We start from the raw sequence: 23,130 nt of genomic DNA, 5'->3' as shown, positions 1-23,130 counted from the left end.
CGTTTATGCAATACATAACCATAAAGCTATGTTATGTACAAGATTATTTTACAACTTCACTTACCAAAATTAAAGGAACTATATCCGTGTAATTGGCAAAATCGGCCCTGATAGCAACTATGTGCGGACCAACAGCTGATTGATAATCTTTAAGGTTCCTGATGTAAAACGTTCCGATTGCTGCAAAAGGTAATGGTTGATTGGGCATGCCATTGGCCATTCCTTTTTCAATTGTGTATTTCACCAGGTTTGATCCAAGAAATCCGGCAACCATAGGCATATGTTTGGTTTCATAATATTCCATATCAAACTTTTTGCCTTCTGCGTATGGGTACATAACGGTTACTTTGATCAAGCCCTTTTCAGCAACAGCCATATTGCGCTCTTTGGTGTCGGTATTTTGCTTTTCCTGGCTAAATGCGGCAGAACCGGATATTAAAATTAAAAAGGAGATAATGGTTATGATTTTCATATTGCGGCTTTTTATTGGTGAAGTTCGGTTGAAAATTTCAAGTTGACAACCAGTTCTTAAACATGAGACAATTTAGATATTTTTCTATATTATCAAGCCTTCAAAGAGTGTCCCAATTAAAAAATCTATGGTGTCCCATCAGTTTTTTTAAAAACAGTCAGTAAACGTGTAAGTTACTATCAGTTAAATGTTTATTACCAAAGACCTAAAGCTTTTGTACTGTCCCGCAGTGTCCCGCTTTGATGGTGTAAATTACTGTAAATTAAGTACTTAATGTTTGAAGTTGTCCCGCTTGTCCCACTTCCTATGCGGGACACCTGTTTGGAATTAGGGGGATTCTAGCTGTCGATCCTGTTTGTTTTAAAGTAACAAGCTTCAGATTATTTTACCTGAAGCTTGTTGTTAATATTGGGTGGATTCAATCTGCGGATAGCGGTTAAAAGCGGAACTACTTCCGGCTTTGTAATTTTGCCGGACAGGGTTACTTCCTTTTCGCTTACATCAGCTATTACTGTGGGGTACCCCGCCAATATGCTATCTACAGCTTGCTTTATGGGGAAAGCGTTAGTTAGCGTAACCGGCGCTATTTGTAAGCGGCTTACCATATCTTTTACAACACGTATACCCTTAACCATTTTTTCTACCGCATCCTTCGACTTTTTTGAAGGGCAACTTCCTGTAAGCGTCACTCTTTTATCTTCAACCGTGTACTTTACATCAGCAAAATTCACATCTGTTTTAGCTAGTTGGGTGATCTCTGCTTTAATATCCTTGTCCGTGGTGGTGCAACCAGTAGACACCATTAGACCCGTAAGTACGAGAATGGCTGATAGGCGTGCTGAAGATGCTTTAAACGCTTTTATTATATTCATAACTTTTAGGTACTAACGCAGACCTTAAAATCTGAGAAAGGCTGCGATAATACTTTCTTTAGGCATTTTTTCAGCAGGCAGTACATATACGTTGCCGCCATTTATGTATGTATTTACAGCCGCTTTATTAATAAGGCACTCGTCATTGTCCTGACGTTCGGGGTGTATCTCCAGTTCAGCAGTGTCTGCATTAAACTTCCCCCAGATATGTTGATCCTGGCAAACAAACAAATCGGAAATCTGCGCGTAAAAACTTGCCGGGATAACCTTCTCGGGTATAGATGACGTAAGCGAAGTAGCTATCCCATTGTAGTAATTCTCCAACGCGCTGTTTGTACGTTGCTTGAAGTAGGAAGTGAGCTTTTCACGCGTTTTGGTAAATAGTGCCTGTAAGCTCTCGTGCTGTTGATTACCTGTAATAGCCTCTTCTTCTATAAAATGATATTTTGATATGCTCTTATAAATCGGAAGCAGGTATTCAACACCGGCGAGCACCAGCGGTAGGTTCTTGTCGTGCAGTACTTCTGAGAACAGCGTTCTGTCAACTTCCTGAAAATAAGTTGTTACTAACGTCTTGTCGTCAAGCTGGTTTTCTTGCCCGTGGAAGTTCGCACCGCCATCATTACCACCTCTGCTGCCGCGCCTGTGCAGCTGAGCGCCAACCTTTTCATCATACTGGATAACATCTTCCATACCGTAGGGCATTCCAGCCACTTGTATATGCTGCATCCCAAATGCGTTGCCCTGGTACAGCCTTGCCTCTTGTTTGCTTAGCACAAGCAGGTAGAATTCTTCAGTATTGGTTATTACTGGCAATAGTGGACTAACATAGAATTCGCTGTTAATGAACAATTCTTCTTTTAAAGCAAAAGGTAGTTGCACTGCCTTAAAGAAATCTTTTGTCACGAATACAGCCAGCCCGTCCAGCTGGCTATTCCAAAATATTTCGTTGTTGTAAAGCTCATAGCAAGGTGTCAGCAATTCTGCGATACTTTCAGAATCCATGCCTTTTGGCTGCAACTGAGCATTTACGCTTTGCAAAGCGTTTTTAAATACAAGGGCATCTTTCTTTTCATTAACCTCCACACCTGACCGGTGAGTAGGTATGTAAATCGAGATACATGGTTCGCCTTTATGGTTGGCTAGTTCGGTAAATTCCTGTTTAGTTATCAATTCCATCAGTAGCTATTTAGCATTATTAACACTGTCATCTCCATCCATATCTTCACCTTTGTGTAGGTTGCGGTTTACATGCCTTACGTGTATACCATCGGCAATTTCATCTGTACCGTCCCTGGTGTATTTGGCAGCTATTTCGTTCTCCGTTTCCGGGTCGGTTACCGCGAAAGCATCTTTTAACTGATGTGTTTCTCTTCCGTTGCCAGATGGTTTTCCTTTTGGCGGTATAAATGCGCCATTTTTATTCTTTGCCATAACTATAGTTTTAACAATTGATTAAATACTTATTGGTGTTTTATTATTCAACCGCAGTAGTCCATTGATTAAAGCCGCAATGTGGACATTTCTCCGGTTTCTCCGCTGTTTTTACGGTTAATCCGCAAGCCTCGCATGTCATTAGTTCCTCATGATGCTTGAGGCGGGCATTAAATTCTTTGTCCCAATGCGGGAGTAGTGTAAGTCCTGGAGTGCTATCTTCCGTACGAATAAGGGTAAAAGATCCGTTTGCCTCCATAAACAGCCTTTTTACACTACCAAGTTGCTTTATCCCCTGCGATCGTAACTGGGCTACCAAACGCTCGCGGGATACTCTTACCTTTTCCATCCGTTTCAGGTCTATCACGCCGTTTTTCACCAGCACATCCATTTCACCAAGGGCAAAGTTTTCAAAGCTAGTGTCAGACATTGCCCGTGCCGAGATCCATCTCTGTATGAATACTACAACAATGGCTATAATGAATGCCGGTAAAATGCCGCGGTCGGGAGAGGTGAGGGGAATACCTATGGCTGCTGCCAGAGATACCATTGCTATCATCTCGTTCCTGCTTAGCATGCCACTCATGCGTTTACCCATCAATCGCATGGAAAACAGCAGCAGTAAGAAAATAATAACAGACCGGATAACTAACTCTAAAAAGAAACTAGGCGGAACATCGCCTATCAGTATGCGTTTCCAATCCTCTAACTTTATCTGATCTGGTTGCATATTTAAATTATAGCTTTAATCCAATCATCGTTTCCGCATACCTTACATCTGCCTTTTGTTTCCTCCGGCTCAACGTTTCCGCACATCTTACATGCTTTAAGCGGTTTTTGCTCGGTATCGTTATTACCAGCATGTTCTTGTTTTTCCACAATTTCCTCGTCGTCAACGTGCAGTATCGGCAAGCCGGGCCTTGGTTCATCAGACTTGAAAATGCTGTATACGCCGTTAGCTTCCAGGTAAACCCTGTCTAACTCGCCAAGGTTAAATACATTAAGCTGTCGAAGCTGTGAAAAAAGTTGCCTGTGAGATATGCGATTCTTTTTGAGTTCATCTAATTCAAGCACACCATTTTTTATAAGCATGCTGAGCTTACCTTGGGTAATATCCTCTATTTTGGTGCTTTTAACACCCAGGTAGCTAATTCCGCGTTGTAGCCATACGGCGCAAAGCAGTAATACAATACCTTGCAGAAGGCCTCTGTCTGGTATTTGCATCGGAACGCAAATTATTGCCCCTAGCGTAAGCATAACTGCAAGCTCCATTATGGTTAATTGCCCACTCATGCGCTTACCAAGCCAACGTATGGCGAGTAGCAGTGTAACGAATATGATAATTGTCCTCAGGAAAACTTCCAGGAGGAAAATTGGAGGAGCATTACCAATAAGGATGCGGTATATGTCATCAAAATGAATGGACTCTTTTTTCATAGCTTTCCCACCAGGCTATTAACCTGCACCTGTCTTCAACGTTATTTGCGAGCCTGAACCCCTTTATTGTGCAATAGATGAATATGCCTTACGGTTGATGACTTCCTTTGCCAAGTGAAGCATGTTGCTGCAGGTTTTATCCCATGAGTTTTGTTTCAAATGAGAGTCAACTTTAGACAGCCATTTCGCTTTTTGGTTGTTGCTTAATTCTATTTCAGCTGCATCAATAAATCCTTGTGCATCACTTGCAATGTGCACCAGGCTGTTCTTGCCATAAGGATTTATTACATCCTTAATCGGGGTTGATATCACCGGTTTGCCGGCGGCCAGGTATTCAGGAGTTTTTGTTGGACTGATGAACTTTGTAGATTCGTTAAGCATGAAAGGGATTAGTGCAATGTCCCAGTGTGCCAGGTATTCTGGTAATTGCTGGTAGCTTTTTGGACCAAGGTAATGGATGTTCTTGTTACGGGGTAGTGTCTCCGGATCAACCTTAACTACAGGGCCTATCAGACATATTTGCCACTCAGGACGTGCGTTAGCAATATCTCTTATCAGTTCAATATCAAAGCGTTCATCAATTACGCCGTAGAAACCAAGTTTTGGACCGCTGATGTGCGCCTGGTCTTCCGGGCATTTAGTTATCTCCCTTGCTTTTGCAAAGTGTTCTTTTTCTATACTGCTAGGGAAAGCATGTATGTTAGCGTGCTGATTTTTTTTGGCTTCGTACAGGGAGTGACCACCGGTGAATACTACGTCTGCCTTGCTCAGCATTTCTTTTTCGAGATTTTTCAATTCTTCCGGCGCAAACTTAAACGCAGATAGTTCGTCCATGCAATCAAATATGATCAAATCAGGAGAGTACTTACGGCTGAAATCAAGCGCCATAGGAGTGTAATACCAAAATGCATATTCAGACAGGTCTTTGTTTTTCATAAAGCCATCGAACATTGATTTTAATATTGTTTTAGTTTCTTCGGCATTAAGGCCAGCGTTAATATGCGGAACCATTAAAACAAGGTTGTTACCCCTTGTGAGGTATTCATAGTATTCATTTTCAGTGGCATCGCAAATTGGTTCTTCAATAAAAAATATGTTAAAAACCTTTGACAGGCGTGTTAGCAAGTGTTGTGGTCGCTGATAAACAAAATCCCAGCGCAGGTGAGAGAAACAGATAAGGTTAGCTGGTAAGGTGTTGTAAATGCTCCTTACCTGGTCTTTCTCAGTGTTACTGTTTATAATCTTCATATTCGTTTTGTGTTTATAGAAGAGTAGCAAAGCAGATACCGAAATGTATCTTATTGGAAACAATTTAAATTAATACGATAATAAAAGTTTTAAACATCGACTGCATTCTATTCATTTTCAACGTATTAAATCGATAATGGCTTTTTACTTCTGGTTTACAGCTAATTTGCCTCCTAAATAAAAGTGAATGAATTAACTACACACCATCCAACATTCCATACACTTTAAGCCATTTAGAAGATGAGTAGGGGGATTTTTTTGACAATTAGGTGGCAAGAGCAACAAAACACCGTTGATTTCTTAACTATTAGATAATAATTTAAATTAATAATCGATTTGGCAATTGTCTTGCTATATGTAAGGAAAGAGTAGAATTATGGCTTTAGAAAACCCGGTTGATATATGGGGCGGTTTAGAATGTACTATAAACCGCGTTAAAGACGCATATCATGATCAGTTTGAATTTGGTGGACACTATAAAAGGGAGAATGATATTGATTTGATTGGGTCTTTGGGTATAAAAATGCTCCGGTACCCTGTTCTTTGGGAAAAACATCAACCTGTTAAGGACGGTGTAATTGATTGGGGCTTTACTGACAGGAAACTAACCCGTTTAAAGGAGCTTAATATAGAACCGATAGCCGGATTGGTACACCACGGGAGTGGCCCGCTGCACGTTAACTTTTTTGACGGAAGCTTTGAGGAGGGTGTTGCTAAGTATGCTAAGGCAGTAGCTGAGCGCTTCCCCTGGCTGGAATATTACACACCAGTTAATGAGCCTTTAACTACCGCAAGGTTTTGCGGGCTTTATGGGCATTGGTACCCGCATATGGCAGATGAGCTTAGCTTTTATAATATACTGCTGAGCGAATGTAAAGCAACCGTAATGGCTATGGCAGCCATACGGGAAATTAACCCTGATGCTAAACTAGTACAAACAGAAGACCTAGGCAAAACCTATAGCACACCATTGCTGCAGTATCAGGCTAATTTCGAAAACGAGCGCCGTTGGGCATCTTATGAACTTTTATGCGGAACCTTAACACCCGACAAAGTTATGTACCGGCAGATGTTGGCTGTTGGCATACCAGAAAGCGAGCTGCAGTACTTCCTTGCAAATAATTGCCGTCCTCATATCGCCGGGTTTAATTACTACATTACTTCGGAAAGATACCTCGATGAGACATTAAATACTTACCCAAACCAATACCACGGTGGAAATGGGATACATGCGTATGCAGACATTGAAATAGTAAAGGCGGCCACAGAACTTGAATGGGGACCAGATAAACTGCTTAGCGAGGCGTGGGAAAGGCTTGGGTTACCAATGGCAATTACAGAGTGCCACTTACATAGTACCCGCGAGGAGCAGATGCGCTGGTTTCATGAAATGTGGGAAACCGTTAACAGACTTAAAGCAGAGGGGCTGGACATAAGAGCGATTACTGTTTGGGCGATATTTGGCCTGCACGGATGGAACCGGCTGGTTACCCAACCTTACGGCGATTATGAGCCCGGCGTTTTCAACTTAAGTTCGGGCTATCCAAGACCGACGGCACTCGCGCGATTGATCAGAGTGCTTACAAAACGTAAAGTTTATTATCACCCTGTTTTGGAAACAGAGGGCTGGTGGAAACGCGAAGACAGGTTGCAATATAGCTTCGACAATATTTTACCTCTAAAAAACATTAAACATATCCCAAAGTGTCAGCCTGTACTTATCATAGGCAAATCGGGCACGCTAGGCAATGCTTTCAGTATAGTTTGCGATGAAAGGAACATACATCATTTCTTGTTAAGCAGGGAAGATGTTGATATTACAGACTCTGAAACTGTAGAGCAGATTATTGAAGATTATAACCCATGGGCAATTATAAACGCGACAGGCTACGTAGATGTTGCTGCTGCAGAAGATAAACGTGAGGCTTGTTTCAGATCTAACTACGAAGGCCCTGGAGTATTAGCAGCACAATGTGCAAAGCACGCTATAAAACTGCTCACTTTTTCTTCCGGGCTTGTTTTTGACGGCGCTAAACAATTACCTTATGTTGAGAGTGATCCCGTTTCTCCGTTAAATGTCTACGGCGAAAGTAAAGCCAGGGGCGAAGAGGTTGTATTAGCTAATAACCCAAATGCCTTAGTTGTGCGCACCTGTAACTTTTTTGGCCCATGGGATGATACCAGCTTTGTTGCAAAAACAATTTCCGACCTTAAAGAAGGTAGAACTGTTGTGGCCGCAAGTGATGTGTTTGTATCGCCTACTTACGTGCCCGATCTTATTCACATTGGCCTGGACCTGATGCTTGATAACGAGAATGGCCTATACCATGTTGCTAGCACCGGGCGTATCACCTGGGCCGAACTCGCTTTTAAAATAGCAGAGATGACCGGCTTGGATGCTAGCGTGATAAAACCAACCCCACTTAAACAGATGAACTTGAAGGTAAGAATGCCGAAGAGTAACGTATTGCAGAGTGAAAAAGGCGTAAAACTACCTACTCTTGAAAGTGCTTTGCGGCATTATGTAGATGTCACCGGAAACAGCTACCTTGGTAATACAATAGCTGTTTAAGATTCAACACAATGGCGGATTTCTCCGCCTTAAGCACTTTTGTTATTTTTAGCGTGATATTCATATAATGAGTAGTGATGCTTGCCGTGCCTTAAACACTGAACAAAGAAGGTACTATGGATGTTAAAGGATTTCAACCCGCTTGATCTTAAAGCAAACATGATTAAATTAGAATATTTCACACCGAACGATTTTCCGTTGCTGATAGACTGGATAGACAACGAAGATTTGCTGATGAACTGGGCGGGTACGCAGTTTCGTTTTCCGCTTACGCCTGATAAACTGAACTGGTACATAGAGGACGCTAATGATTTCAATGATTCTGACGTTATGATCTATAAAGCTGTTGATGAAGAGAGCGGCAAGACTGTAGGCCATGTCTCATTAACTGCCTTGAACCGCCGCAACAGGTCCGCACGTATTACCAGGGTGCTTGTAGGCAGTACCGATGAGCGGGGGAGAGGCTTGGGCGAACAGATTACCCGGGCTGTTATGAAGATTGGGTTTGAAGATTTCCATCTCCACCGGATGAGCCTCGGTGTTTACGATTTTAACCAGCCCGCTATAAAATGTTATAGTAAATGTGGCTTTCAGGTGGATGGCTTGCTGCGCGACATCAGCCGGCACGGTGATACATTTTGGAGCCTGATGGAGATGAGCATACTCGAAAACGAATGGCGCGAGTTCAATCAACATAAAGAAACAACAGCTTTGTAACAGCGTTCTCCTGATTAAATATGGGGTGGATTATTTTGCGGGATAATGTACTTGCAGCCTTTTGAAAGCAGTTTAACATTAAGGTCCTGTATAAATATCCTGCGGTCCGAGTTGAACCTTACAATATTGGTATCTGTGATGTTGAAGCCTTCTATCACGATAACTATCCCGCTGCCAATTACCTCCCCTTCAATACCGTTGCGAACAATCAGAGCGGTATCTTCTTCGATGCCTATGCCAATATTAGTAGGGTTGGTTGCAACCACCTGTGCCATGCGCACAAAGCGGCCTCTGTCCACAAAGTGAGTGTCAATACAGACGTCGTTCAGGAACTCCAGACCCGTTGTGATCTTTATTTCACCAGCAATTTGCTGCGCATCTTTGTTACCTGCGAATATCATCGGGGTAGACATTGCCATTGCGCCTGCACTGGTACCACCAATAATCAACTTGTCGTGTATATAGCGCTGCTTAAGCTCAAATAAAAACTGGGTACCGCCATAAATAGAAGTGAGTTTAAGCTGGTCGCCGCCGGCCAGGTATATGCCGTCTGCTTTCTTAATACGCTCTACATCTTCTTCATTTGCAGCGTCTGCACGTTTATCATGATGTATATGGCCCAGTTTGTTTACCCCAAGTTCAGTAAATGCTTTTCTGTAGTCTTCAAAAGACTCGTCACCCTCTGCGCTTGCAGATGTAATTACCTCAATAACGCAGTCCTTTTTACTTACAAGATCAACAAAGGCTTTTAGGATTTCCATAGGTTTATATTCTGCCTGGCTGCTTTCTTTTTCACCCGCACCTTTGTCTTCATGTCCTCCCACAACCAATAATGTTCCTGATGGTATGGGGCACGAGTTAATCTTTTCTTCTCTCATTTCTATAAAATCTAAGGTCAATATTCAAGTTATTTAACGTGAAATTGTTTTAATTAGAAATTAACTATCTAGTATTTTGATTTGTATTCCGGGTTTTAAAACATTTATTTAGCTAATTTTTATATTATTAATTTACTTAACTGAGTTTTATTAATTAAAAGTAAAACAAACTAAGTCTAAAATCATTCTAATTACAGCAGTCAAATTACCTGACCACTTCTTTTCAGAAAGCGCTTCAGCATCCATCTGTGATGCCGCCATACTTGCCGGAAATAATTTAGAACTCATTTATTGTTAATTATAAATAAAAACAGGTTAAGTATGTTCTATCATGACAAAAAGCTACAGTACCAGGTACGTGTAGAAAAACCAAACCCCGCATTTGCTAAACTTTTGCAACAGGCCATAGGCGGTATAGAAGGCGAAATAAGGGTGTGTTTACAATACCTTTTTCAGGCATGGGGCGCCCGTAGGCCGGCCAAATACCGCGATATGCTGCTGGATACTGGTACCGAGGAGATTTCGCACATTGAAATGCTGAGCACAGCAGTAGCGCTGAACCTCGAAGGTGCAACCAATGACCTTAAAGACAAAATTGCCGGCGAGAACCCAATAGTTGGTAGTATAATGGGCGGAATGGATCCGCGTCATGTATTATCATCAGGGCTGGCAGCGATGGCCGTAGACAGTAACGGTGTTCCGTTTAACGGTTCATGGGTGGTAGGCAGCGGCAACATTGCGGCTGATATGTATGCAAACGTAATGGCAGAGTCTACCGGTCGTGTTTTAGCTACCCGTTTATGGGAACTAACTGATGACCCCGGCATGAAAGACCTGTTATCCTTCCTGATCACCCGCGATACTATGCACCAGAACCAGTGGTTGGCTGTGCTTGAAGACCTTGGTGGTTTAAGCGCTAACATGCCAATCCCTAACACTTTCCCAACAAGAGAGCAGGTGAAAGGCTTTGAATACGCGTTCGTATCAACCAATATAGAGCGCCCCGAAGCACCGGATGCACGTTGGGCAAGTGGCCCGTCAATGGATGGCAAGGGCGAATTCTCATACGTTCATGCTACTCCTATGGGAGATGTACCCGTACTAGGTCCGCCGGATGTTAAAGGGTATGCACAGGAACAGCAAATGACCGGCGGTGCCGATAAAGGTATCCTGGAGAACATCAAAGACACCATTTTACCATAATAAAGATACCGGCTGCCTGGCATGTACAGGTACCGGTAAATACTTAAATCAAAAGCTATGAAAAAGTTAATAATGATATGTGCTTTAGGTGCATCACTAACATTAGCCGGATGCAGCGGCAATGGCAAACAAAGCAGCAGTGATACTGCCGGACAAAATCAGCCTGGCAAAAGTGATGACCATTCTATGGACACGGATGAGACGCCCGGCTCCGGTGCAGGTCCTGCAGGCAGGGCACACATGAATGATACCTTGCCAAAAGAAGATACCACCAAACACGGGCAGGCATCTCCAAACAATAAATAGTTATTAATATTAAAAAAGCCCCGCTGTATAATGCAGCGGGGCTTTTATTTGATGCTCTGTTACACAAAAACCCGGTTATCCGTATAGGTGTCCCGGAATACTTTAGGATTGCAGCTTTTCTTTCGTTTGAATATCCTGTTAAAGTTGGATATGTTGTTGAAGCCGCATTTGTAAGCTATCTCGGCAACGGTGGCCGTACTGTCTATCAGTAATCGGGATGCATGGCCTAGCCTTATTTCGTTTAGGCTATCTATGAACGTTTTACCGGTACGCCTTTTTATAAAACGGCTGAAACTTGCTTCGGGCATATTAGCTATCCGCGACACTTCCGCGAGGGTTACCGGGCGGGTGTAATTGCTGTTGAGATAATCAAACACTTTCTGTACGCGCCTGCTGTTGCTGTTCAGCTTGTCGCTGCTAAAGCTCCATTCAGACAGTGTGCGGGTATCCGGCGCTACAGAAAGGTGGTGCAATATGGTAAGCAGCTCCAGTACCGATAAAAATCCGTTCTTCTTGTCAAGTTCTAATAGCCGGTCCTTTACCGTATCAATAACCTCAGGCGTAAACGTTATACCCCTGAGCGACCTGTCAAGCATGCTTTTCACAAAGTTCATCTGGTTACGGCTTAGAAATTTTTCGTCAAATAAATCGCGGTGAAACTGTATGGTCACCTCAATTATTTCTGTACTCCTGCATTCATGGTCAAACCAGGCATGATAAAGGTTTGGCCCGATAAGTACAAGATCAACATCGCCGATAACTTCAATGTTGCCTCCCACTACACGTTTGGCGCCACAGGCATTAATCAGCAGGTTAAGCTCATATTCATCGTGATAATGCAGCGGGAAATCAAACTTTGTTTTTACCCTGTTGAATATGGTAAAACAGTCGTTTGGGGTAAGCGGAGTTATCTCATGCATTACATTGTTTGGCATATCAGCTGGATGTATTTACGTGTAATATAAAGCTGCCGCAACAGCTTGTCACTGTTGCGGCAGCTTTATGGCTATATAAAACCAAGGTCATCTACATAGAAGGTGCTTGGTGCAGCTACACCAAGTGTTTGGAAGGTAATCTCGCTAATAGTAGCAGGGCTGCCTACAGCGCTAAGCGGGATGGTGTAGTCGGTATATGCGCCAGGCTTTAGCTCTATAGGGTAAGCCGCGCCATAATTGCCGTTTATCACCAATTGCACACGATCACCGGCTTTAATGGCGTTGCCGCCGTAAACTGATACCTTAAGGCTGGTAAGCCCTTTTTCGGTAACGCTTAAGGTAGCACCGCCGTAACCCAGCTGCAAAGCGCCATAGCCGTTATCAACTGTTACAGCAATTGCGTTAGGGCCGCGCTTAGGATGTTCGGTGCTGGCGTAGTTACGCGTACTTCCGTAGCCGTCGTAACCTCCATTGCCCTGGCCGCCCCAGCCTGCAGAAAGTGCGTCGCCATAGATAACATATTTAAAGCCGTATGATGCTGCAGACTTTGTAGTGCCGCCCGGTGTGGTTACATAAATGTAGCTTTGTACAATGCCAGCCGGTACTTTTACCTGAATTTGCGTTGGGGTAGGTGTACCTACAATTTCGGCAGGTGTATCATCAAACTTAACAGCGGTAACACCATCGAACACGGTACCCTTGATGGTGATGATGTCGCCCGTGCTGGCTGCCAGCGGATCGAAACTGGTGATAGTCGGCGGCGGCTGCGCTATAGAGAAGTTGAAGTCTACCGTGCCGTACTTGGTTACTACCGTTAACTTGTTAGCCTGGCTTGGCCCGAAAGGAGTACCGTTAGGTATGGTGATAATGATCACTTTATCTGTAACAAGTGCCGGGTTAAAGTATACCGATGAGCCGTTGAAAGATACCGAAGTGGTGGTTTGCAGGTTCTCGCCAATTATTGCGTATTGATTGTTCAGCTTACCTTCTGCAACTGTAGAGTCGAATGCCACAACCGTGCGATCATCATAAACGCTGCTTGAATCCAGGGTAATACGGTGCACTACCCCTACAATGGTATCGGCCTTACTAACTGTGCGCACACGGCTAATGGTTGGCGCGCCCTTGCCGCCTTCAGGCTGGTCTTTTTTGCAGGCCGCAAATCCGAATACCATCAATGCCGATAGTACCCAGAAGTATGTTTTTATATTTTTCATTTTAAACTGATTCTTAAAAATTTATTTAAATACATAAGCTACTGGCGCTTCTTTCAGCTTAGGGTTTGCTGCTACTTCCGTGGTGGGGTAAGGGAACAGGAATCCATCAGCCGGAATTGGCACTTTCTGGCTATACACAACAGGAGGGGTATCGTTGCTGTAAGTGCCACGTTCCTGGTTATCAATAATTGCTTTGGCAAGCGGGTGGCTGGCAACATTAAAACCATCCAGGCGGCCAAGGTCAAACCAGTAATCGCCTTCAATAGCCAGCTCTATGCGGCGCTCGTGAAAGATGTCGTTTTTAGTGATGCTCGGCAGCGGGTTTAAGCCTGCGCGTTGCCTTACTTTATTAAACGGTACCAGCGCGGCAGGGTCTGCAGTGCTGGAGTTACTTCCTAATACGGCCTCGGCCTCTATCAGCAATACCTCTGCATAACGCATCAGGTAGGTGTTGTTACCGGTTGATTGGGCGCCACCTTTACCGCCGTTATCAGCAGGGGTACCTGTTACATACTTTTTAATTCCCGCCCGGGTATTTTGTGAGTTCACGTCGGTAGGTACGGTAAAACCGCCGCCTGCCTGGTTCAGTTCAGGGTATTTATCGCCGGCAAGCATTATAGTGCCGTGCAGGCGTTTGTCGCCCGGTTCGTAAGCTGTTTGCAAGTCAATTGTGGGGCCAATAACCGAATAGCCGTCACCGGTACCCGTGATGATAGAGTTAATGGCGAATGATGCCTGCATGGAGTTGCCGTGACCATAAGGCGCACCCGCAGCCCATTGTAAAGCAGCTACAGATTCCTCATTGTTGTTGCTGGCAGTCTCAAACAGGTCGGTATAGGTTTTACCCGCTACATCAACACCGTAGAGTTTAAACTCGCCGCTGTTTATAACCTTTTCTGCAGCAGCACGTGCTTCAGCATATTTTTGCTGGTACAGGTATACTTTAGAAAGCATTGCTGTTGCCGAGCCGCTTGATACATGCCCCTGCGCTACAGAACTGCCACTGCGTACCATCTTGTTGCAATTGGCTTCTGCAAACTGCAGGTCGCGCTCAATAAACTTGTACACATCAGCAACGGGGTTGGTATTTATCTGGAAGTTGTTTACGTAATCAAGGCTATTCTCAATAATCGGTACATTACCAAATAACCTTACCAGGTAGAAGTAAGCCAGGCCACGCATGAAGTGCGCTTCGCCAAGCGCGTTGTTAACTACTGCAGAGGGAACTGATGCAGACACCTTTGAAGGCAGGTTGTTGATAAGCGCGTTAGACTGCGCTATCACAGTAAATAGCGATACCCAGGCGTTATTCAGCTCGGTATTATCACCCGTTACCGAAAAGTTGCCAAAAGCAACCACGTCGCTGGAGTAGGTGCGCGCATTTCCGCTGGAAAGCTCGGTAATTGCCCACGCGGCCTTGTTGTTCCAGCTAAACCATACGTTATTATACAAGCCGTTAGTGCTTGATTGTACCTGGTCTGCAGTTTTATAAAAGTTGTCCAGAGTAATAGCGTCCTCGGGCGCTTTGTTAAAAAATTCCTTTTTGCAGCTGGTAGCGGTAATGCAGGTCATCACAGCTAAGCCACTTATATATTTTATATATCTTTTCATTGTTTACTTATTAATGGTTAAAACTCAGCGTTAATACCAAATGTAACGGTGCGTGCCGATGGGTACCTGCCTATATCTACGTTAGATAACAGCGGATTTTGGTTTTGCAGGCCAATCTCCGGGTCGTAACCTTTGTAGCCGGTAAAGGTGTACAGGTTTTGGCCGCTTACATACATCCTTAAGCGGTTAAGCTTAACCTTGCGAATGATTTTTGACGGGAAGTTGTAGCCTAGCTGTACATTTTGTACCCTCAAGTAGGTAGCGCTGTGTATAAACCTGTCAGAGATCTGCAGGTTGGCATTATCTGTACCACCCCTTGGAGCCGGAACGTCTGATGTTGGGTTTGTCGGGCTCCAAAAGTTTGCTTCGGCAGCGTACTGGTTCTGGTAAAGGTTAGCCAGGCCACCCAGCGTACGGTCAAGCAGGCTCAGGATCTTGCCACCTTGCTGGCCTTGCAGGAATATGCTTACGTCGAAAGCTTTATAGTTGAACGTGTTGGTAAAACCAAAGGTGAAGTTTGGCTGCGGGCTACCCAGTGATTCCTGGTCATTAGCGTCCACTTTGCCATCACCGTTAATATCTTCATACTGTACATCACCCAGCCAGGTACGTTTGTTACCCAGGTTGCCATCGTTTGATACAGGGTAACCGAATTGGATAGGAGCATTGCGCAACTGCTCATCGGTTTTAAATACGCCTTTAACACGGTAGCCGTAAAACTCGCCGAGCGGGCCGCCAACAACGGTGCGGGTGATAGGCAAGCTAAGGAAACCGTTGGTAACGCTTTGAATAAGCTGAGGCAAGCCGTTAGCTAAAGAGATAACCTCGTTTTTGTAGCGGGATACAATTAAAGTGGTGTTCCACTTAAAATCTTTACCGGTGATGTTACGTGAGTTTAAAGAAAGATCGAAACCTTTGTTTACTATACCACCTGCGTTAACATACGGTGGCGCTATACCTCCCAGGTAATCCGGCCCGCCTACCAGGTACGATGGAAGCGGCAACTGGAACAGGAATTTGCTGGCCTTACGATGGAAGTAATCAAAGGAGCCATCTATACGGTAGTTAAACAAGCTAAAATCTATACCGGCGTTATACTCTATCTGGTGCTGCCAGGTAAGATCGGGATTGGCGATACGTGCCACCAGGAAGCCTGTACCCAAACCTGTGATGGTTGGATTTAACTGCGAACCAAAAGAGTAAGGGGCAATACCCTCGTTACCCAATTGGCCATAACCTAACCTGATCTTGATATTATCGGCAACGGATTTAATAGGTGCCATGAATGATTCGTCAGACAGTCTCCAGGATGCGGCGAACGATGGGAAATAGCCCCTTTGATGGCCCGGCGCAAAGTTTGAAGAAACGTCAGTACGAATGGTAGCCGTTACGCTGTATTTATTGTTGAAAGTGTAAATACCACGCGCAAACTGCGACTCTAGGTTGTGTGGCGCACTCTTGCGCTCGTCTACCACGGCGGTTGTTGCAGTACCCAGGTTAAGGGTTGGTACGTTGCCGCCTAAATCGTTTGTTAGGAAGCCTGATATGGTACCGCGGGTGTAGCCCCAGCGCGAAGAAGAAAGCTCATAACCCAATAAAGCGGTAAGCGCATGTTTTTGCGCAAAAGTGTGGTTGTAGGTGATGTATTCCTTTACGTTATAAAAGCTGTTGGTGTTCTGCTGCTCCTGCAGGGTTGCTGTAGGGTTGCTAAAGCGGCCGTATGAGTAGCTTGGGTTAAACAGGTTGTTGTTAGAGAAACCAAAATCGCCACCGGCTTCCGTACGAGCTGTAAGGCCTGGTGCAAAGCGTATCTCTGCATAAAAGTTACCGTTAAGGTTATTGCGGTTAAGCAGGTTAGAGATGCTTAGCGCCTGCTGTACAGGGTTAAGTATACCGCCTACTGCGTCAGGCGTGTTTGGCGGACCTGCGAAGGTACCATCAGCATTGTAAACTGCAACGTCTGGTGCTTGCAGCAAGGCATTGTAAATAATACCGCCGTTATCGCTGTAAACGATGTTCTCGGTAGATCGGCTGCCGGAAAGGGTTAAACCTGCACGGAACCAGTCCTTGATCTGGGCATCGATATTTGAACGGAAAGAGTAACGTTTGAAGTTTGACCCGATAGCGATACCATCCTGATCAAAATATCCGCCTGAAACGTAATAATTGATACCTTCTTTACCACCTGATAAAGATAATTGATGGCTTTGCTGGTAAGCAGTACGAAAGATAGCGCGCTGCCAGTCGGTACCTGGCCCAAGCAGGGTAGGGTCGGCAAATTCCCCGCGGCGGCCTGTGCCGTATACATCTGCCAGAGAATTTTGCAGAGATGCGTATTGAGGCAGCTTCATCAGATCCAGATACTTTTGCGGCTGTTGGAAACCTGCATAGCCATCGTAGCTGATGCGCGATGTACCACTGCGGCCTTTTTTTGTAGTGATGATGATAACACCGTTTGATGCGCGGTTACCGTAAATAGCGGCAGCTGATGCATCCTTAAGGATGTCGATGCTTTCGATATCGCTAGGGTTTAATAATGCCAGCGGACTTGGCGAGTTTTGGCCATTGTTAGCGTTAAGCGCAACACCACCGTTAGCACCGGCCGAACCCGAAATAGGTACACCATCTATAACGTACAACGGCTCTGCAGCGCCAAATGACGAGATACCGCGGATGTGTACTGATGTTTGGCTGCCCGGCGCGCCGGTATTTTGCGTTACGGTAACACCTGCCGCTTTACCCTGTAGTAACTGATCTACACTGGACTGCGGAATGTTGGCAATATCAGAAGCTTTTACCGATGATACCGCGCCGTTTACATCCTGGCGCCTTTGCGTGCCATAACCGATAGCTACCACGTTAACATCTGACAGGGCAGTTGTACCCGATTTTAATGTAACGTTAATTGATGTACGGCCGCCAATGGTGATCTCCTGGCGCTCCATGCCGATGAAAGAATAAACCAGCACTCTGCCGGTTGCCGGTACATTAATGCTGTACTTACCGTTAATGTCGGTAATGGCGTTAGCCTGCACATCTTTAACGGCGACGGTTACCCCGGGAAGGGTAACGCCCTTGTCGTCGGACACGGTTCCTGTGACCACTGTGCTGCCGGTTTGTGCCATGCCCCGGGCACAAACAAAAAAAGAGGCAAACAGCAGTGCTATTCGTAGAATTTTCCTCATAATGGTTTAATTGGTTATTGATTGATTGTTATATTGATTTTACAGCATAAAATGGTTTACCTGCTTAGTCCCGTAAAGCGCTTTAGCAGGTGCAAGCATTAAGACAGCACGGCTGCCTCTCTGCAATAGTCAAAAGTTAGTAACTGGTGTAATTGGTTTATAACTTACCATTCAGGGTAATTAACTGATGCGATAAGGATTATATAGAGGTTAAAATTATATCTCAATTTTTAACCCGTTGTGGCTAAATAGGGGTACAAATGTCAACTAAACATAACTTACTGATTGTCAACAAGTAAAACTATATTTAAGCTTTAATGTGCCGCCTTTTGTTACAATTGTGTACCTATTTCTATTGATGAATACTTTATAAAGTGAAGAAATAGTATCAAACAATATGGGAGTACTGACGAGTAAACAGCTGACACGAGCATTCTTTGCAGGTAGTAACAGTACAAAGCTCAAATGGTACAGTTGACTAATGAGAAGTTTAGGACACATCGGCTTAATCACACTTGCTTAAACGGCTGTGATTTATATGTGGTTTTTGAAGGTTTAAGAATACAGGTGCTTGCTGAAACTTGGAAGAAGTTCCATTTTGCGAGGGGTATTATAGCTGATTGTCAGCTACCAACCGACATGATCTTGTCAGCACAATAAGTGTAACATGGTGTAAACACGAAAATACGACGGTTTGTGTAAATTATTGGAAATGAGATAATTGTAAAATTATATTTTTATCAAACTGTATCATGCTTCCAAAAACTGTAACATGAGATTTTGTTAACAAATTGATTAACAATAATTAAGGTGTTTTTAGAGACGGAAAAGTGTATCAGGTGTAACACCTCATTGTGTTACAGTTTGCAGGGTTTAAGATTCGTTAAATTGCTCAGCATACCTGGAGGGGATGGTGTTGAATTCCGCTTTAAAGGTTTTTACGAAGTACTTCTGACTTTTAAATCCAACCTTGTTACAAATCTGCGATATGGTAAGGTGACCGGTCTCTAACAGCTGCGCAGCACGCTTAAGGCGCATCTGGCGCACCAGTTCGTTAGGGGTTTTGCCGGTCATCTGCAGTATCTTCTTGTATAAGGTGTAGCGGCTCACAAACATTTCACTGCTCAACTCTTCTACTGAAAAGCCCGGATTTGATATGTTGTTATCTATTAGTAATAACACCTTTTTGATGAATAGCTCGTCTGGCGAGTCTACGTGCAATTCAGTAGGAGTAACCTCAACCTGTTTTTGATAGGTTTTGCGCATGCTTTCCTGCTGGCTCAGGATGTTCTTAATCTTGGAAACGAGTATCTCAAAGTTAAAGGGTTTGGTCATGTAATCGCCGGCGCCGGTTTCAAGTCCCTTTAATTGCTGCTCTTCGCCTGCTATAGCTGTAAGTAATATAACGGGTATATGGCTGGTACGAGGATCGGTCTTAATCTTACGGCAAAGGTCGATGCCGTTCATCTCCGGCATGGTTATGTCGCTTACCACAAGATTTGGGTGCTGAGCCAAAGTCTTTTGCCAGCCCTTCTTGCCATTATCTGCTTCAATAATATTAAAAGCGTCTTTAAGGTTATCCTTTATGTAAAAGCGGAAGTCGTCGTTATCCTCTACCAATAGTACAGTAGGCTTACGGGTGTCGCGGTTGTCTTTTAGGCGAGCTGTTGTTTTAGCGATGGCATTATGTTCTTCATCCTTTTCGTGTTCAATAGTGTGCGTAGTATCTGTGAACAGCGCGTCGGCTAACTGCTGCAGCGGAAGTATTACGGTGAAGCAACTGCCCTGACCAGGTTCGCTTTCCACCGTTATCTCCCCGCCGTGAAGCCGCACGAACTCTTTGGTGATGGATAGGCCTATGCCGCTGCCCTGGTTCAGCATACTACCGGGGAGGTCATTCTGGAAGAATGGCTCAAATATCTTATCTATTTTGTCGAATTGAATGCCAATTCCGGTATCTATTATTCTGATTTCCAATGCGGTGCTGTCTTCTTGTTCAACCAGGTTAAGCAACACGCTTACCTGCCCGCCCGATTGGGTGAACTTGTATGCGTTTGACAAAAGGTTGAACAATATGCGCTCGATCTTGTCATGATCAAAGTTGCTGTAGAACTGCTCTATGTCCGTATCGAATACAAAGTCTATGCTTTTTTGCTCCGCAACGTCTGTGAAGGAATAGGAGAGTTCCCTCACAAAGCTCACGATATCTCCGGAGCGTTTATGGAGTTTAAGCTCCTGGTGTTCCATCTTTCTGAAATCGAGTAATTGATTTACCAGGTTAAGCAATCTCTTAGCATTACGGTTAACCAGTAGCAGCTGGCTTTTTACCTCGGGATCTTTTGCTTGTTTCACTATCCTGTCAACCGGTGCCATAATCAGCGACAAAGGCGTACGAAACTCATGGCTTACGTTTGTAAAGAACTTGATTTTCATCAGGTCAAGTTCATGCAGGCGCTGGGTTTCTTCACGTTCTTTTTCCAGCAAGAATTGCGTACGTAGTTTAGCTATACCACGACGCCTTATATATAACAAGACACAGGTGAAGGCCAGCGCGTATAGTATATAAGCCCAGGTTGTTTTCCAAAATGGAGGTAATATGGTAACATGTAGTGTAATCTCTTTACTTGTCCAAAAGCCAGGGTTAGAAGCACGTACTTTAAAGATGTAGTCGCCCGCATCAAGGTTTGTGTAAGTTGCCTTACGTGTGAGGTTATCAGCAGCAATCCAATCCTTGTTAAAGCCTTCCATGGTGTACTCAAACTTTACCTTATCCGGATCAAAGTAGTTAAGTGCAGCAAACTCTACAGAAAACACGTTTTCGTTATATTTCAGTTCTATCTGCTTAGCGTCCGTAATTGAGCTGGTCAGTATAGCAGTTCCGTTAATCTTTTCTCCAACTGCAAGGCTTTTATTAAACACTTGTAGATCCGTAAACACCAGCTGAGGTACGCGTTTGCTAGTGCGTAAATCTTCCGGACGAAAAATGTTGAAACCATTTCCGCCTCCAAATATTAGCTCCCCGCTACGGGTTTTGTAAGAGGAATAAGGCGTAAACTCACGTCCTTGTAAACCATCTTTCTCGTTGTAATTGATGAACTGGAACTTCAGCGCAGCAGATTGCCTGTTTACAATGATGTTAGACAAGCCATTAGGGGTGCTTACCCAAATGTTGTGCGCCTTGTCTTCCAGAATATCCAAAACGGTATTATCAGCCAGCCCGTCCTTTCTGGTGAGGTTAGTAAACTTACCGGAGGCAGGATCAAATATGCTTAATCCTTCACGTGTGCTCACCCAAATTAAACCGCGACCATCTGCCAGGATGTTGTTGGTCCAGTTATTTATAATGCTTGATGGATCTTTATCCTCATGTATATAATGAGAAAATTGTCCCGTCTTTCTGTTCAAAACATCTATACCATAGGAGGTTACTATCCAGATATTATTGTGCTTGTCCTCGAGTAGTGCAGGTATGTAATTGGAATGGATAGAATTAGAGGAACCTGGCGTAGGAATGTAATGTGTAAACTTACCTGTTTTACGGTTCAGCATATTCAATCCGCCAGATAACGTTCCCACCCACAGATTGTGATCAGTGTCTTCCAATATCGACCATATTCTATCGTCAGACAAACTAGTTGTATCCGACTGGCTGTGGCGATAGTGTTTAAATACCTTTCCGTCGAAACAATCCAAACCGCCAAAGTAGGTCCCAATCCATAGCTTTTGCTCATGATCCAGGTACATGCTGGCAATTACATTGTTGGTTAAGCTGTTTGGATCAGCCGCATTGTGGAGGTATTTTTTAAACGTATTTTTTTGCCGATCGAAGTACATCAGGCCGCCGCCGTTTGTTCCCAGCCAGAGGTTTCCAAGTTTGTCTTCGACAAACTTGTTTACATCGCTAAAGCTTAAGCTTCCGGGGTCTGACAAGTGATGCGTATAAAGCGGGAACTTGATAATACTTTCATGATAATAGCTAACACCTCTTTTGTAGGTGCCTACCCAAATAATACCCGTATCATCTTTATAAAGCAGTACTATGCTATTTTGGCCAACAGTTTTGTTGTCGTCCTCCCGATTTAGAAGGTATTTAATGCTAAAATCCTGCTTGTTCAGCAAGTTTATTCCACCATGATCTGTCGCTATCCAGATGTTGTTGTTATTATCCTGAACAACATTAGCAACAACGTTTGTATTTAAACTTTCAGGAGTTGTTCCTTTATCCAGGTGTTTGAACGTTTTCTGATCCCTGCTTAAAAAGTACACGCCATTAGAATATGACGGTACAAAGGCCCATACATCATCTTGCTTATCAATAAAAACTTTATAACCGCTGTTTAACCCAATTGGCAGCTCGGCCAACTTCCTGCGGTAGTTTACCTTATAATTAAAGCCATTAAGCCGCTCCATTACTCCCTGATTGTAAACCAGCCAGATATTTCCTCTGTAATCTACCGATAGATCAGAAACTGTATTGCTGTAGATACCATTGCTACTCGCGGCTATGTGCATGGTCTTCGCCGTAGCAGGATTGTACTTGTAAATACCGGTAACCGAATTTAAAAACCAATAATTACCCGCACAGTCCTTTTTTATCCTGGTTATATTTTGAGGCGGAATTTCTAACGATCTTAAAGCTTTGCCTATGTCATGGCTAAACTTTTCTGTGCGCGGATCGTAGATGTTGTAGCCCGTGCGTGTTCCTATCCATAAGGTGTTATTTGGTCCTTCAGATATCGATTCAATAAAATCATCGTTCAGGCTTGTACTGTCTCCCTGTGTATGTTTAAAGGTCCTGAACTTGTAGCCATCGTAGCGGTTTAAGCCAGAAACAGTACCAAACCACATAAAGCCTTTGCTGTCCTTTAATATACTGTTTACCTGATTATGAGACAGCCCGCTGCTTATATCCAGTTTTGAGAACTGATACTCGTTATTTTGTCCAAACAATTTAGCCGACAAAACAAGCAGAAGCAGTAGTAAAGGTGTCTTCATCAAACGGCGGAAAGCCAGGTTTTAATAGTGACACAAAGATGAGGTAAT

18 protein-coding genes are annotated in these 23,130 nt (G+C 43.9%); 4 read left to right on the top strand and 14 right to left on the bottom strand.

The window, feature by feature from the left end:
• Positions 1–43: 43 nt before the first annotated feature.
• From AC59GT_RS10025 to AC59GT_RS09995, 7 genes are all read right to left on the bottom strand, one after another.
• Complete coding sequence (locus AC59GT_RS10025; RefSeq protein ID WP_497237513.1) at positions 44–472, bottom strand: EthD family reductase; 429 nt, start codon at positions 470–472, stop codon at positions 44–46.
• A 380-nt stretch (positions 473–852) separates the two neighbouring features.
• A complete protein-coding gene (locus tag AC59GT_RS10020) occupies positions 853–1,344 on the bottom strand; it encodes a BON domain-containing protein (protein ID WP_497237512.1) in 492 nt (163 codons plus the stop codon).
• Between the two features lie 24 nt (positions 1,345–1,368).
• A complete protein-coding gene (locus tag AC59GT_RS10015) occupies positions 1,369–2,523 on the bottom strand; it encodes a baeRF7 domain-containing protein (protein ID WP_497237511.1) in 1,155 nt (384 codons plus the stop codon).
• 6 nt (positions 2,524–2,529) lie between these two features.
• Positions 2,530–2,778: a hypothetical protein gene (locus AC59GT_RS10010; protein WP_497237510.1), complete on the bottom strand. Its 249-nt coding sequence runs from the start codon at positions 2,776–2,778 to the stop codon at positions 2,530–2,532.
• Positions 2,779–2,821: 43 nt separating this feature from the next.
• Positions 2,822–3,508, bottom strand: coding sequence for a DUF421 domain-containing protein (locus AC59GT_RS10005; protein ID WP_497237509.1), 687 nt, complete (start codon positions 3,506–3,508; stop codon positions 2,822–2,824).
• Between the two features lie 2 nt (positions 3,509–3,510).
• Positions 3,511–4,215, bottom strand: coding sequence for a DUF421 domain-containing protein (locus tag AC59GT_RS10000; protein WP_497237508.1), 705 nt, complete (start codon positions 4,213–4,215; stop codon positions 3,511–3,513).
• A 63-nt stretch (positions 4,216–4,278) separates the two neighbouring features.
• Complete coding sequence (locus AC59GT_RS09995) at positions 4,279–5,463, bottom strand: glycosyltransferase family 1 protein (protein ID WP_497237507.1); 1,185 nt, start codon at positions 5,461–5,463, stop codon at positions 4,279–4,281.
• 376 nt (positions 5,464–5,839) lie between these two features.
• Here AC59GT_RS09995 and AC59GT_RS09990 point away from each other — a divergent pair, with 376 nt between their 5' ends.
• Both AC59GT_RS09990 and AC59GT_RS09985 read left to right on the top strand, forming a co-directional pair.
• The gene (locus AC59GT_RS09990; protein WP_497237506.1) at positions 5,840–8,035 is read left to right on the top strand and encodes a family 1 glycosylhydrolase; all 2,196 of its coding nucleotides are present in this window, start codon (positions 5,840–5,842) and stop codon (positions 8,033–8,035) included.
• 159 nt (positions 8,036–8,194) lie between these two features.
• Positions 8,195–8,752 (top strand): GNAT family N-acetyltransferase, encoded by a 558-nt coding sequence (locus AC59GT_RS09985; protein ID WP_497237505.1) that lies wholly within the window; start codon positions 8,195–8,197, stop codon positions 8,750–8,752.
• 14 nt (positions 8,753–8,766) lie between these two features.
• Here the strand turns inward: AC59GT_RS09985 and AC59GT_RS09980 are convergent, their stop codons facing one another.
• Entirely contained in the window at positions 8,767–9,630 is an 864-nt protein-coding gene (locus AC59GT_RS09980; protein WP_497237504.1) for a cyanophycinase, read from the bottom strand.
• 150 nt (positions 9,631–9,780) lie between these two features.
• Positions 9,781–9,918: a hypothetical protein gene (locus tag AC59GT_RS09975; protein ID WP_497237503.1), complete on the bottom strand. Its 138-nt coding sequence runs from the start codon at positions 9,916–9,918 to the stop codon at positions 9,781–9,783.
• A 33-nt stretch (positions 9,919–9,951) separates the two neighbouring features.
• On the opposite strand from AC59GT_RS09975, the gene AC59GT_RS09970 reads away from it, so the two are divergent.
• Positions 9,952–10,833 carry a manganese catalase family protein gene (locus tag AC59GT_RS09970; RefSeq protein ID WP_497237502.1) on the top strand — a complete coding sequence of 294 codons (882 nt, stop codon included), beginning with the start codon at positions 9,952–9,954 and terminating at the stop codon, positions 10,831–10,833.
• 57 nt (positions 10,834–10,890) lie between these two features.
• Complete coding sequence (locus AC59GT_RS09965) at positions 10,891–11,139, top strand: hypothetical protein (protein ID WP_497237501.1); 249 nt, start codon at positions 10,891–10,893, stop codon at positions 11,137–11,139.
• 59 nt (positions 11,140–11,198) lie between these two features.
• Here the strand turns inward: AC59GT_RS09965 and AC59GT_RS09960 are convergent, their stop codons facing one another.
• The 5 genes from AC59GT_RS09960 to AC59GT_RS09940 all read right to left on the bottom strand — a co-directional run bounded on the left by AC59GT_RS09960 (position 11,199) and on the right by AC59GT_RS09940 (position 23,082).
• A complete protein-coding gene (locus AC59GT_RS09960; protein WP_497237500.1) occupies positions 11,199–12,074 on the bottom strand; it encodes an AraC family transcriptional regulator in 876 nt (291 codons plus the stop codon).
• A gap of 71 nt (positions 12,075–12,145) precedes the next feature.
• Positions 12,146–13,291: an IPT/TIG domain-containing protein gene (locus AC59GT_RS09955; RefSeq protein ID WP_497237499.1), complete on the bottom strand. Its 1,146-nt coding sequence runs from the start codon at positions 13,289–13,291 to the stop codon at positions 12,146–12,148.
• Between the two features lie 21 nt (positions 13,292–13,312).
• Positions 13,313–14,902 (bottom strand): RagB/SusD family nutrient uptake outer membrane protein, encoded by a 1,590-nt coding sequence (locus tag AC59GT_RS09950; protein WP_497237498.1) that lies wholly within the window; start codon positions 14,900–14,902, stop codon positions 13,313–13,315.
• 17 nt (positions 14,903–14,919) lie between these two features.
• Entirely contained in the window at positions 14,920–18,087 is a 3,168-nt protein-coding gene (locus AC59GT_RS09945; RefSeq protein WP_497237497.1) for a SusC/RagA family TonB-linked outer membrane protein, read from the bottom strand.
• Positions 18,088–18,960: 873 nt separating this feature from the next.
• Positions 18,961–23,082: a hybrid sensor histidine kinase/response regulator gene (locus tag AC59GT_RS09940; RefSeq protein ID WP_497237496.1), complete on the bottom strand. Its 4,122-nt coding sequence runs from the start codon at positions 23,080–23,082 to the stop codon at positions 18,961–18,963.
• Positions 23,083–23,130 lie beyond the last annotated feature (48 nt).

Source organism: Mucilaginibacter sp. 320_HR (genome assembly GCF_059691875.1).
This window is presented reverse-complemented; position numbering and strand designations above follow the sequence as displayed.